12 protein-coding genes are annotated in these 12,847 nt (G+C 41.2%); 4 read left to right on the forward strand and 8 right to left on the reverse strand.

The window, feature by feature from the left end:
* Nucleotides 1–785 precede the first annotated feature (785 nt).
* Entirely contained in the window at nt 786–4,448 is a 3,663-nt protein-coding gene (nifJ, locus tag ACKTT2_RS34915; RefSeq protein WP_407895454.1) for a pyruvate:ferredoxin (flavodoxin) oxidoreductase, read from the forward strand.
* A 14-nt stretch (nt 4,449–4,462) separates the two neighbouring features.
* Here the strand turns inward: nifJ and ACKTT2_RS34920 are convergent, their stop codons facing one another.
* From ACKTT2_RS34920 to ACKTT2_RS34935, 4 genes are all read right to left on the reverse strand, one after another.
* Nucleotides 4,463–4,684: a helix-turn-helix domain-containing protein gene (locus tag ACKTT2_RS34920; RefSeq protein WP_407895456.1), complete on the reverse strand. Its 222-nt coding sequence runs from the start codon at nt 4,682–4,684 to the stop codon at nt 4,463–4,465.
* Between the two features lie 675 nt (nt 4,685–5,359).
* Nucleotides 5,360–5,509, reverse strand: coding sequence for a hypothetical protein (locus ACKTT2_RS34925; protein ID WP_407895458.1), 150 nt, complete (start codon nt 5,507–5,509; stop codon nt 5,360–5,362).
* Nucleotides 5,510–6,614: 1,105 nt separating this feature from the next.
* On the reverse strand, nt 6,615–6,779 hold the full coding sequence (locus ACKTT2_RS34930) for a YqaE/Pmp3 family membrane protein (RefSeq protein WP_407895460.1): 165 nt from the start codon (nt 6,777–6,779) through the stop codon (nt 6,615–6,617).
* Nucleotides 6,780–6,903: 124 nt separating this feature from the next.
* Nucleotides 6,904–7,251, reverse strand: a complete 348-nt coding sequence (locus ACKTT2_RS34935) for a translation initiation factor (protein WP_407895462.1) — start codon at nt 7,249–7,251, stop codon at nt 6,904–6,906.
* Between the two features lie 103 nt (nt 7,252–7,354).
* On the opposite strand from ACKTT2_RS34935, the gene trpB reads away from it, so the two are divergent.
* From trpB to ACKTT2_RS34950, 3 genes are all read left to right on the forward strand, one after another.
* Nucleotides 7,355–8,596 carry a tryptophan synthase subunit beta gene (gene trpB / locus ACKTT2_RS34940; protein WP_407895464.1) on the forward strand — a complete coding sequence of 414 codons (1,242 nt, stop codon included), beginning with the start codon at nt 7,355–7,357 and terminating at the stop codon, nt 8,594–8,596.
* A 331-nt stretch (nt 8,597–8,927) separates the two neighbouring features.
* Nucleotides 8,928–9,473: a CAP domain-containing protein gene (locus tag ACKTT2_RS34945; RefSeq protein ID WP_407895467.1), complete on the forward strand. Its 546-nt coding sequence runs from the start codon at nt 8,928–8,930 to the stop codon at nt 9,471–9,473.
* A gap of 195 nt (nt 9,474–9,668) precedes the next feature.
* Entirely contained in the window at nt 9,669–10,292 is a 624-nt protein-coding gene (locus ACKTT2_RS34950; protein ID WP_407895469.1) for a ribonuclease H-like domain-containing protein, read from the forward strand.
* Here ACKTT2_RS34950 and ACKTT2_RS34955 read toward each other — a convergent pair.
* The 4 genes from ACKTT2_RS34955 to ACKTT2_RS34970 form a co-directional block, all read right to left on the reverse strand.
* Nucleotides 10,289–10,435: a hypothetical protein gene (locus ACKTT2_RS34955; protein ID WP_407895471.1), complete on the reverse strand. Its 147-nt coding sequence runs from the start codon at nt 10,433–10,435 to the stop codon at nt 10,289–10,291. The two genes, ACKTT2_RS34950 and ACKTT2_RS34955, sit on opposite strands and share 4 nt — an antisense overlap.
* Nucleotides 10,436–10,466: 31 nt before the next feature.
* On the reverse strand, nt 10,467–10,916 hold the full coding sequence (locus tag ACKTT2_RS34960) for a rhodanese-like domain-containing protein (RefSeq protein ID WP_407895473.1): 450 nt from the start codon (nt 10,914–10,916) through the stop codon (nt 10,467–10,469).
* Between the two features lie 392 nt (nt 10,917–11,308).
* Nucleotides 11,309–12,310, reverse strand: coding sequence for a 30S ribosomal protein S1 (locus ACKTT2_RS34965; RefSeq protein ID WP_407895475.1), 1,002 nt, complete (start codon nt 12,308–12,310; stop codon nt 11,309–11,311).
* Nucleotides 12,311–12,728: 418 nt separating this feature from the next.
* Entirely contained in the window at nt 12,729–12,836 is a 108-nt protein-coding gene (locus tag ACKTT2_RS34970; protein ID WP_407895477.1) for a photosystem II reaction center protein T, read from the reverse strand.
* Between the last annotated feature and the right edge of the window lie 11 nt (nt 12,837–12,847).

Raw genomic sequence — 12,847 nt, forward strand, 5'->3', positions numbered from 1 at the left:
AAAACAAGCAACATATTTACATTAGACATCTCCAGAAATTAATTATGCATTACCCGAAAGTCCTGCTAGGGGCGCTCTTACCGCCGCGCCCTTACATCTTTTCTGGATACGTCTATTGTATTTTAGTATTGTTACGGCAGAAGTTCGTAAACTGGCGGATACAAGTAAACAATCAGCCCAGCAGATCGATAACTTAGTTATCAAAATTCAGGAGGTGATGAATTCCACTGTGAGAGGATGTTTGAAAAGTCATGAATTAATGTATCAAATATTTTTTACCCCACCCTAACCCAGACCGATGTATTGGGGAGGGAACTGGATTTTTCTTATTTCCCCCCAATACATCGGGGGGATAATGGGGGGTAATAATGTGATTAAAACGACAGCCAACCACTTTTCAAAAATTGTAGGCTTATAAACACCCATGATTAAATCCCGTACCTATACCCCTAAAAAAATCTAAAATTTACTGAAATTCTTACTAAATAAGAGTTTCAAAATTTGAGTACACAAATAATTCCAATAAATAATCTTCTTCCTAAGGTGAGATAATAATTGATATAAAAGGTTTAATGAGAGCCATGCTAAGCCTTACCTAGTGCCTAAGCACAGTCATGCAAAATGTTAATTATAATTAATTCCATTCATGTATGAGTTAGAGCATTAGTTTAATACATATCGCATTTTTAAACTGCTAAAAGCGAGTCATTTTCGTAATAACTTATTAGCTATTAGCGTACTAAGAATGTGGAAATTTGAGGAGATAGCAATCTCACAGGAGAAGTATGAATACCAACTTTGCAACAATAGACGGTAATGAAGCTGTTGCTCGTGTTGCTTACCGTACAAATGAAGTGATTGCTATCTATCCCATTACTCCCTCCTCTGCAATGGGAGAATGGGCTGATACCTGGTCATCTGAAGGGCGTCCCAACTTATGGGGTACTGTTCCTAGCACCATCGAGATGCAAAGCGAAGGCGGTGCTGCTGCTGCTGTTCATGGAGCATTACAAACAGGTTCCCTGACAACGACTTTCACATCATCTCAGGGATTGCTGTTGATGATTCCTAACCTGTATAAAATTGCAGGGGAATTAACCAGTGCGGTAATTCACGTTGCTGCTCGTTCTTTAGCAACTCACGCCCTGTCAATATTTGGCGACCATAGTGATGTTATGGCAGCTCGTGCAACTGGTTTTGCGCTTCTGTGTTCCGCATCAGTACAGGAAAGCCATGACTTTGCTTTAATTGCACAAGCTGCTACTCTTTGGGCGAGAGTGCCATTTATGCACTTTTTTGATGGCTTCCGAACCTCCCATGAAATTCAAAAAGTACAGCTATTGAATGACAGCGATTTAGAAGCCATCATCGATCTTGAAGCGATCTTTGCCCATCGCAATCGTGCTTTGACTCCAGATCGTCCCGTATTGCGGGGAACTGCTCAAAACCCTGATATCTATTTCCAGTCCCGCGAAAGTGTTAACCCTTATTACAGCACCTGTCCCGATATTGTCCAACGAGTGATGGATCGATTTGGAGAACGCACGGGACGCTGCTATCGCCTTTTTGAATACTACGGTGCATCCAATGCTGAAAATATCATTGTTCTCATGGGTTCTGGTTGTGAAACAGTGCATGAGACAGTGGATTATCTGAATGCTCGTGGTGAAAAAGTCGGTGTTGTTAAAGTTAGACTGTATCGTCCTTTCGATGTCAAACGATTTGTAGAAGCACTCCCTACAACTGTAAAAGCGATCGCAGTTCTTGACCGTACAAAAGAGCCAGGTAGTGTTGGCGAACCTTTATATTTAGATGTCGTAACAGCCCTTCATGAAATGTGGGACGCTAGAGGTAGTGGTAGAATTTTCTCCCTACCTAAAGTCATTAGCGGTCGTTACGGTCTTTCTTCCAAAGAATTTACTCCAGCAATGGTCAGGGCAATTTTTGAAAATCTTGCCCAAACTACACCGAAAAACCACTTCACTGTAGGCATTAATGACGATATCAGTCATACCTCCCTCAGCCATGACCCCGACTTCTCCATAGAACCAGATAGTGTAGTACGGGCTATGTTCTATGGATTAGGAGCTGATGGAACGGTAGGAGCCAATAAAAACTCAATTAAGATTATTGGTGAAGAGACTGATAACTACGCCCAAGGCTATTTTGTTTACGACTCAAAAAAATCTGGTTCTATTACTGTTTCGCATTTGCGTTTCGGTTCCCAACCCATTCGCTCGACTTATCTGATTGAGAAAGCTAACTTTATTGGTTGCCATCAGTGGTTTTTTTTAGAACGTATTGATGTTCTGAAAAATGCTGCCCCTGGAGCGATATTTTTGTTGAACAGCCCTCACGATCCTTATACTGTCTGGGAACATCTCTCAGTGAAAGTACAAGAGCAAATTATTAGCAAACAGTTAAAGTTCTACGTTATTAATGCAAACAAGGTAGCGCGTGAAAGTGGTATGGGTGGAAGGATCAACACCATCATGCAAGTCTGTTTCTTCGCACTAGCAGGTGTTTTGCCACAAGAACAAGCGATCGCTAAAATCAAGCAAGCCATTGAAAAGACTTATGGTAAAAAAGGTACAGAAGTTGTCCGAAAGAACCTAGAAGCAGTGGATCGGACTTTAGAAAACTTGCATAAAGTAGGGACTGGGAACTGGGGACTGGGGACTGGGAACTGGGAGACAAGAGACACCAATCGCCAATCGCCAATCGCCAATCGCCAATCGCCAATCGCCGCTCCCGAATTTGTACGAGAAGTATTAGGAAAAATTATGTTATGGCAGGGTGACGAACTCCCTGTCAGCGCACTTCCTCCTGATGGAACTTATCCTACAGGTACTGCTCAGTGGGAAAAGCGAAATGTTGCACAAGAAATTCCTGTTTGGGACTCTAGCGTTTGCGTGCAGTGTAGTAAGTGCGTTATGGTTTGCCCTCATGGAGCGATTCGGAGTAAAGTCTATCAAGCAAATGCATTGGATGAAGCTCCAGCAAGTTTTAAATTTGCCGATGCTAAAGACAAAGATTTTGTAGAACAAAAGTTTACTATTCAAGTTGCTCCAGAGGATTGTACGGGGTGTAAGATTTGCGTGGACATTTGCCCTGCGAAGAATAAACTTCTTCCAGAACGTAAGGCAATTAATATGGAGCCACAATTGCCTTTGCGAGAGCAAGAACGAGAAAACTGGTACTTCTTTTTAAGTTTGCCAAATCCCGATCGCCGACTGCTTAAACTCACGCAAATCCGCCAACAACAACTACAACAACCGTTATTTGAATTTTCTGGAGCTTGTGCTGGTTGTGGTGAAACACCATATTTAAAATTGCTCGCACAACTGTTTGGAGACCGGGCTGCGATCGCTAATGCTACGGGTTGTTCTTCAATCTATGGTGGGAACTTACCGACAACTCCTTGGACAACAAATGATGAAGGTAGAGGTCCCGCTTGGTCAAATAGCTTATTTGAAGATAATGCTGAATTTGGTTTTGGCTTTCGTTTATCTTTGGATAAGCAGACTGAATTTGCGATCGAACTGCTAAAAAAATTAGGACAGACAAAACAGGAAATCGGCAATGGAGAAGTTGAACCATTAATTCCCAATGATTTGGTTCAATCTATTTTAACCGCACAGCAAAACTCAGAAGCAGATATTCATCAACAACGGCAGCGAGTCGAACGTCTCAAATCTTTGCTAGATCTGTTAATTAAGACACACTCTTCCAAATCAGATTTTCCTATTGCCGAAGTCAAACAGTTACTAATACTAGTTGATTACTTAGTCAAGAAAAGCGTTTGGATTGTTGGTGGCGACGGATGGGCATATGACATTGACTTTGGCGGACTCGATCACGTACTTGCTAGCGGTCGCAATGTCAATATCTTGGTTATGGATACAGAGGTTTATTCAAATACGGGCGGACAATCTTCTAAAGCGACTCCAAAGGGTGCAGTTGCTAAGTTTGCTTCTAGTGGTAAGCCTGTTGCTAAAAAAGATTTGGGACTGATTGCCATGACTTATGGAAATGTTTATGTAGCAAGTGTGGCAATGGGCGCGAAAGCGGAACACACTCTCAAAGCATTTTTAGAAGCAGAAGCTTATGATGGACCCTCATTGATTATTGCGTACAGCCACTGTATAGCTCATGGAATCGATATGGCAACAGCCATGAACCACCAAAAAGAATTGGTGGAATCAGGTCGTTGGCTGCTTTATCGATACAATCCAGATTTGCAAAAACAGGGTCAAAATCCCTTGCAATTGGATATGAGATCGCCCAAACAGTCAGTAGAAGAATCTATGTATCAAGAAAATCGTTTCAAGATGCTTACTAAGAACAAACCAGCCCTTGCCAAACGCTTGCTAGAAGAGGCACAAGCTGAGGTAAATGCACGTTGGCAAATGTACGAGTATTTAGCTGCACGCAAAAATCAGGACTGAAGATTTGTCATTTGTCACTGATTTCTATGAAAGGTAGAAAGATATTCTTTTAAATCGCTACTTCTAATTTTCCAATCTTCACCAATCATCCTAGCCCTGAGCCTTCCCTCGAAAATAGCATCGCGTAGGGTTTGTAGAGAAAGCCCGCAAAGCGCTTGAGCCTGTGAGAGTGTAAGCAGAGGTGACTTAGACTCTGTAGGGACAATAGGCTGTTTTTTGTTTGTTTGTAAAAGCATGTTCATCACCAGCAACAAAAAATACTACAGTCCTTCAAGGTTTAGCACTAAGCCATTTCATTAGTATAAAAAGTACTGGTATTTGGAAGACTACTGCCTTTTTTGCGTCTATAAATATACATCAAGCTTTATCTCATGATGAGTCTTTAACAGCGAATTTTTGCTGTCAGAATAGACTCTAAAATGAATGTGAAAGTCTTCATGCAAAAGCAAAAGCAGTACAGAGGTTTTTTCCAAGAAAATAGTACTAGATTATACATAATATGGATGAAATTTGTTATCCTCAATCCTTATGACTTAGTAACAGTTCTATCTGGATGTGTGTAGAGCAACCGAAGTTTGAAGTTTTCGGATGAGAACTTCAAACGAGATAGTCTCTGACTTGATGTTTCACTTGGATTTTGAGCCATACGGACTCTTCACGATCGCCATTGAATAAAGCGATGCGCTCGAGGCAAAAGAATTCTCACTATCTAGGAATAGTGTTGCTTTTGCCGTGAAACGGAGATTATCAAAATCAACTTCTGTGACCCAAAAGGTACAAAATGTTAATTCGTAGGATTTTAGTGAATCTTTAAATTTTGATTGCGATAATAGCTTGAGCCGCAATTAGACGCTAATATTAAAGTCTCAACTGTTGAGTTGACAGGCACAAGACTATTGAATTTATATAGTTCAACCCGTAAGCGGCTGACAACTTACGCTATTACTAGGAATGACTGGTTCTTCAAAACCTACGGTTTTAAAAGGAGTTATGGAACTATTCACCATTGACATAATCGCATTTCCTCTTGCTACAGGTGGTGACTCTATGGAAAGTGCCACTTTGTGGGTAGAGCGATTCCTCAAGGCTGGTAACTTCAGGTCTTGAAGGAGTGCATATTTAATTGTCAGTCATCGTTTATTCAGTTGTATTCAGTTGAGCGAGAAAAAGTGATGGTAGCCACCTTGATATTCTGAAGTTTCATCAACTGGGAATAAACAGAGACTAACTACGAGCACTGCTTAACTTACCTAAAGTAAGACCCTTTGACGCGCCAGAATTATGTGGTCTTTGACTTTACAAGCCTATACCAGCATATGACTATTTGCATTGATATTACAAGGTTCTTTCGTAGTTTATCTCTTGGGGAAATTGGCTACAATTAAACCCCTGTAACTAGAAAATTGGCTACACGAGTTAAACTATTTTTGTGGTATAATACAAAACTTTTGCAAATGGAGAGCAGGCGATCGATATTACTGATGAGTCCGTAAAGGGGGAGAACAAAGAGGGCAGAAGGTATAGAAGTTCGACAGTTCGGCTCTTGAAAAATTTTTTACAAGCACATTACCCGAGCCATGCCATACTAGGTGTTAGGACTACATAATGCAGGCTGTATTTAGGTTACTATTCGCTCAAAGCTTGAAGATAAAAGTATTTTGTAGTTAAAGACTTAGAAAAAAAGTGATTGCAGTAACAATTTACAAAATAAAATAACTGAACTAATAACCAGTGACCAGTTTTAGACCATACAGTTCGATAAAAAAGCACATTATTTTTACCCCTCACAACCTCCCCTTACCAAGGATACGGTGTACGCATAAGTTGGATTTACCCCTTTTATTCCCCCCTTGGAAAGCTAGTATGTACACATAAGTCGAACTTACCCCCCTTATAAAGGGGGGAAACAGAAAATTTAGTTCCCTCCCCTTTACAAGGGGAGGGCTAGGGTGGGGTATAATATAAGCAAAGTATTTCAGACTTGTGTGTACACCGCAGCCTTACCAATGAGAAGTGTCGTAGGCGGTGGGGTTCTTTGTCTACATCTTCGTGTCATATGAAAATGGTATAAATCTTACAATCTAATGAAATGACACCCAATAATTCGATGAAATGTTGGGTTTCGTTCCTCAACCCAACCTACTTATCAACAATGTGGAATCTAGATTAATCTTTTCTAGCGATTACCCAGATTGCATGAATAAGCCCAAGAATGTAGAATCCAAAAATAGTAAGCAGTAAGTTTATCCAGAAATCTCTACCAATACCTACTTGCAAGAAGACACCAAGAGGTGGTAATAAAACAGCGCAAATTATTCTAACTAAATCCATCGCTCCCTCCCATAAGTATTAAAACGAGCAGGATTTGTATACTCATCAAACATAGCATTTATTTTTAAATTCATCAGATTGGACGAGTGCGGTAAACCGTCTAAACCGATCGCCAGACATGACTCTAGCCACCACTTATCTTAGCTTTGTAACCAAGCTTAATTAATATCTCAAGAATTTTCTGTTTGTGGTCGCCCTGAATTTCAATTTCATTTTCTTTTATAGTCCCACCCGTACCGCACTGAGTTTTTAACTGCTTGAGTAAAGTTTGTAAAGTTTCTTGATTTGTCTGAAAGCCAGTAATCACAGTTACGGTTTTACCTTTACGTCCAGCACGAGTTGCTTGTACGCGCACATTTTGCTTCTCTGGTGGAAGGTCGGGAGTTGCTCTTTCAAAGGCAGCAGAGTTACCATTGCCAAACTCTTGATAGACGATGCGCTTTTCAGGGTTGTTCCGATTTGATGAAGACATAAGGTTGACTTTGTAAAGAACCACTAACAGGAAATAAGTATTAAGAGAAACAAGACAGGCAGTCTTAGTATAATTGTGGTCGTTCCGTAATTCTAGCTTGTCCGTGACTACTACTCCCCTATCTTCGGATTCTCAATCGTCTACTCAACTTCCTGATGCATTAGGACGCTTTGGTCGCTTTGGTGGTAAGTATGTTCCTGAGACGTTGATGCCTGCTCTTTCTGAGTTAGAAGCAGCGTATCAGCAGTACCGCAATGACCCAGCTTTTCAGACAGAACTACAACAGTTGCTGAAAGATTATGTAGGGCGTGCAACTCCATTATATTTTGCCGAACGCCTTAGCGCACATTACGCAAAACCAGATGGCACTGGACCTCAAATTTATTTGAAGCGTGAGGATTTAAATCATACAGGTGCTCACAAAATTAATAACGCTTTAGGTCAAGTCTTGTTGGCAAAGCGTATGGGCAAACAGAGAATTATTGCTGAAACGGGTGCCGGACAACACGGAGTCGCAACGGCTACTGTTTGCGCTCGGTTTGGTTTGCAATGCGTTATTTATATGGGCGTTCACGATATGGAACGTCAAGCTTTGAATGTTTTTAGAATGCGATTAATGGGCGCGGAGGTTTGCCCCGTGTCGGCGGGAACTGGGACTTTAAAAGATGCCACTTCCGAAGCAATCCGCGATTGGGTTACGAATGTGGAAACAACCCACTACATTTTAGGTTCTGTTGCAGGTCCCCATCCATATCCTATGATTGTACGCGATTTTCATAAGGTGATTGGACAGGAAACTCGCGCTCAAGCACTAGAAAAGTGGGGTGGTTTGCCCGATATTGTTATTGCTTGTGTGGGTGGTGGTTCTAATGCTATGGGAATCTTCCATGAGTTTGTAGATGAACCTTCTGTACGATTAATTGGTGTAGAAGCTGCAGGAGAAGGAGTTAATACTGACAAACACGCAGCAACCTTGACAAAAGGGCGAATTGGTGTTTTGCACGGAGCCATGAGCTACCTATTGCAAAGTGAAGATGGGCAAGTGGTGGAAGCTCATTCAATCAGTGCTGGATTAGATTATCCGGGTGTAGGACCGGAACACAGCTACTTAAAGGATTTGGGCCGTGCCGAATATTACAGCGTGACTGATGAAGAAGCTTTGGCTGCTTTTCAAAGACTTTCACGCTTGGAAGGAATTATTCCCGCTTTGGAAACAGCTCACGCTTTTGCTTATCTAGAAACCTTGTGTCCTCAACTGAGTGGTAGCCCCAAGATAGTAATTAACTCTTCGGGACGAGGTGACAAGGATGTACAAGCTGTAGCTAAGTACATTAATCCCGCTTGAAGAAGGCAGGAGGCTAGTAAAGGATAGTAATTCTTGTGGTGCGGGCAATCCTTGCCCGCATTTACAAAGGATGGCTGGAGGAACGCTTTCCGGTATGAGACCGAGCCCAGTTTAAATGCATTAATTTTGTTTTTAGTCAATATATTCAAAATAAATTTTTAGATATATTTGTCTTGGGAATTAGCTTGAATTATATTAAGCGACTCTTGACGAAGTTTTTGGAATATGTAAAGATTTCCTAACTTGCTGGTTACCATTAATCGTACTGGTATCTCAAGAAACAAAAAATCGGGGATTGCATCTCTTAAACTTATACGTTATTTAACACTCCATGTTCCGACAAACTGCTTTTGGCATTGCTTTAAGTATGCTTGTCCTTGCAAGTGGATTACCAACGAGTTTACTAGCGGGTTATTCTTCTAAACAAACAGCAACCCAAAGTAAATCGGTATCAACTCCATCACGCCAGGTTAAATCATTCTCTACCTTTAAAACAACCGATTTAGAAAAATCGGTGTTTAACCAAGTGAATCGATATCGAGTTTCTAAGGGTTTACGAAAGTTGACTTTAAATCCGAGAATTACTCGACAAGCAAGGATTCACAGTCAAAATATGGCTAGACATAAAACCCCATTTAGTCACCAAGGGTTTAAAAGGAGAGTTGATGCTATTCCCCTTCGTTACAGAAGCGCATCGGAAAATCTTGCTTTTAACGAAGGGTATAGCGATCCAGTCAAAGAAGCTGTGACAAGTTGGCTCAAAAGTCCCGCACATCTTAAAAATATTAAGGGGAATTACAATCTGACTGGTATTGGTGTCGCTACTAATAGTGATGGAGAAGTGTACCTAACCCAGATTTTTATTCGTATTAGATAAATAGTTAGTAATTAGTAGTTAATTAAGAAAATAACAACTATCAACTAACCATTAACATATACAGCAGATTTCAACTTAGTGAGGTACGAAAATTACCCCCCTCTGTCCCCCCGATGCCTTGGGGGGATGAAAGGGGGGTGTACCTCATTCAGATGCAAAGCGCTGTATAATTATTCTAAATAACCGTTTTGATTCATGGAAGATTTTCAAGTTTGCGATCGCGATCTGACTGACGCGACTTTATCCCATTATCTACAAAACGATGAAATTGCCGTAGATACCGAAACAATGGGGCTTCTTCCACAACGCGATCGCCTGTGTCTCGTTCAATTGTGTAACAAAGACGGCGAAGTGACTGCGATCCGTATTGCGAAGGGACAAACAGAAGCTCCAAACTTAAAAAAACTGTTAGAAGCAACAAATGTCACTAAAATATTTCACTTCGCACGTTTCGATTTAGCAGCGATCCGTTACAATCTAGGAATTTACATCCAACCCATTTTTTGTACCAAAATAGCCAGTAAATTAGCACGCACTTATACTCAACGCCACGGGCTAAAGGACTTGGTACAAGAGTTGGAAAAAGTGGAACTAGATAAAAGCGCTCAAAGTTCTGATTGGGGAAATGCTACCAACTTATCAGAGGCACAATTAAGTTATGCTGCCAACGATGTTCGTTACTTAATTAGTGCGCGACAGAAGCTTATCGATATGCTCAAACGTGAAGAACGGTATGAAATCGCTCTGGAGTGTTTTGAGTGTTTGCCAACTATAGTTTCCCTAGATTTACTACAATTTAAGGATGTGTTTGAACACTAAATAGAGTGACCAGTGAGCAGTAACCAGTGACCAGTGAATAACCAATGACCAAATGTAAAGATAGTACAAACGCTCAAGGTTTGACTGGAACAAAAACTAATGTCTCTCAAGTATGTACGTTCTAGCAAACCTATAAGTGTCACTGGTCACTGGTCACTGGTCACTGGTCACTGATTAACCTTTTTGCTGAGTTTCAGAGTGATTCTTCAAACGATCTACAACGTTGTAGTCATCTGCACCAGCAGGAGTTCTTGATTCGATGATTCCTTCAGTGGGACCTCCAACTGCTTTCCATGCAGCCAAACCACCTTTGAGTTCGGAAACGTGTACAAAGCCAGCACTTCTTAATTGTTGTGCGGCTTGAGAAGTCTGTTCGTCGCTGTCCCCGTAAACATAGATATCACGTGTTTTCGCGATAGATTCTGCACGCTCTACCAATTCATTTTGTGGAAAGGGCATTGCACCCATAATGTGACCTTGATTGTAGGCACTGCGATCGCGTACATCTAAAATTGTAAAAGCGGGTTCGCCCCATTCCAAACGAGACTTGAGAACATGAACATCGGACTGAGCGTCGATTGGTGGCTGTTGTGGAACGATGTTATCTACTAATTTGTTAGTCATGAGTATCCTCTGTAACCTATTAAATTACCTTGCAAAAGACTTTAGGCATGGAGTGACGAAAGAAATTGCAAGAATTTCATCATTGTCAGAAATGTATCGAATAAATTAGATAGAATTGCTCTTTCTGAAGAATGAAAATATTAAATTTATGCCTAATGGTAGACTACTCCCTTCCCGCCGGAAGATTACCTAAACATAGTAGACACTGCCCACCGAAGCGCGAATGTGTGGCATAGCCCTACCTATAAAAATTGGTAATTTTAGAGGGAAAGGGAGTAGGCAGTTACAGCACAGCTTTTTTAAAGTAAAAGCAAAAAAAGAGGGAAAACCCCTCTTTACCACAAAGCTTTATTTTCTTAAATGCTGCGAATATTATCGCAACGACAAATGGATTACTCTTCAATTGCTGCTGGTATTTCCTCTTCAATTGCTGATGGTATTTCCTCAGCAACAACAGCAATTTCCTCAACAGCGGGTGCTGCAGACTGACCTTGTTGTTTCGCCAACAATTGTTCCCTATACTTGGCAGCCATTTCTTCTGCTTTATCATATACCAACTGACGATTTTTGATCATGTCACCTGGTTCTGGTTCTAACTGTTTGGTAGACAGTGAGATACGACCGCGTTCTGCATCCAAGTCAATGATCATGACTTTCACTTCATCATTAACATTGAACACGCTGTGTGGTGTATCTATATGTTCGTGGGATATTTCAGAGATGTGTAGTAGACCGCTAACACCGCCAATATCAATAAATGCACCGTAAGGTTTAATACCGCGCACAGTACCAATAACCACTTCACCGACTTCTAGACGGTTCATCTTACGCTCAACTAGCGCTCGACGGTGAGAGAGAACAAGGCGATTGCGCTCTTCATCTACCTCTAAAAACTTTAACGGCAATTCTTCGCCTACCAACTCTTCTTTCGGTTTACGAGTGCTGATGTGAGAGCCGGGAATAAAACCACGCAATCCCTCAATCCGAACCAGCGCACCTCCGCGATTGGTGGCAAATACACCAGAACGGACAGTCGCATCTTCTGCTTGCAACTGCCGCACTCGTTCCCATGCTCGCATATACTCTATGCGACGAATGGAAAGTGTTAATTGACCATCTTCGTTTTCATCAGTAAGGATGAAAAATTCCCGCGTTTCATTAGACTGTAATACTTCTTCCGGGCTATCTACCCGGTTGATAGACATTTCTTGTATAGGTATGTATGCTGCCGTTTTTGCACCGATGTCAATCAGAGCGCCGCGCGGCTCTATGCTGAATACTGTACCAGGTACTATATCACCTGGACTAAAGTGATAATCATACTTGTCTAGTAGAGCAGCGAAATCATCATGAGTAAACCCAATTTCAGGAGCGGTTAATTTCTGATTGACCATGCTAATTGTTTCCCAGTTGTTTTTCTCCGTAAATGCTTTGCCTCCTAGCGATGTATATGCAAGCGCCCACTTTCAGGCATTCCACACCTACATCCCTGTTCATATTAGCGCAAAAGAGCCGATCTGAACACATTCACTTCCAGATCAAACATTATACCAGATATTTTGTTTATATCTGTCAATCTTCCGGAGAAAATAAGGAAACTAATTTTTACTAGCTTTACAATTACCCATTTTACCAACAAATGCCTTCAAGTGTTTTGGAAATTAGGGATTAAAAATTGGGGATTGGCGATTAGGGATTGGGGATTGGGGAAAAAAATAATCAACTGGTCAGGTGGTCACTGTCAAAAGTGAAAAGGATGAAGAATCTGACTTTAAGTCTTCATCCTTCATCCTTCACACTTTATACTTCAATTTACTTCTTCTCTTTGGTTTCAACGCGAGGAGGTTCGCGAAAAGCGATCGCAAAAAAGAGAGTTCCTATAGCCAATGCCAAAATTAGAATGTAAGCAACGCTTTCCATAAATCAAATTC

Source organism: Scytonema hankhaensis NUACC26, assembly GCF_045865695.1.
Taxonomy (GTDB): domain Bacteria; phylum Cyanobacteriota; class Cyanobacteriia; order Cyanobacteriales; family Nostocaceae; genus Scytonema.

What these genes read in the sequence shown, in the direction of transcription:
- ACKTT2_RS34930 (WP_407895460.1), bottom strand. Translation starts at nt 6,779, where the DNA reads ATGGATTTAGTTAGAATAATTTGCGCTGTTTTATTACCACCTCTTGGT.
- ACKTT2_RS34920 (WP_407895456.1), bottom strand. Translation starts at nt 4,684, where the DNA reads ATGCTTTTACAAACAAACAAAAAACAGCCTATTGTCCCTACAGAGTCT.
- ACKTT2_RS34960 (WP_407895473.1), bottom strand. Translation starts at nt 10,916, where the DNA reads ATGACTAACAAATTAGTAGATAACATCGTTCCACAACAGCCACCAATC.
- nifJ (WP_407895454.1), top strand. Translation starts at nt 786, where the DNA reads ATGAATACCAACTTTGCAACAATAGACGGTAATGAAGCTGTTGCTCGT.
- ACKTT2_RS34970 (WP_407895477.1), bottom strand. Translation starts at nt 12,836, where the DNA reads ATGGAAAGCGTTGCTTACATTCTAATTTTGGCATTGGCTATAGGAACT.
- ACKTT2_RS34950 (WP_407895469.1), top strand. Translation starts at nt 9,669, where the DNA reads ATGGAAGATTTTCAAGTTTGCGATCGCGATCTGACTGACGCGACTTTA.
- ACKTT2_RS34935 (WP_407895462.1), bottom strand. Translation starts at nt 7,251, where the DNA reads ATGTCTTCATCAAATCGGAACAACCCTGAAAAGCGCATCGTCTATCAA.
- ACKTT2_RS34945 (WP_407895467.1), top strand. Translation starts at nt 8,928, where the DNA reads ATGTTCCGACAAACTGCTTTTGGCATTGCTTTAAGTATGCTTGTCCTT.
- ACKTT2_RS34965 (WP_407895475.1), bottom strand. Translation starts at nt 12,310, where the DNA reads ATGGTCAATCAGAAATTAACCGCTCCTGAAATTGGGTTTACTCATGAT.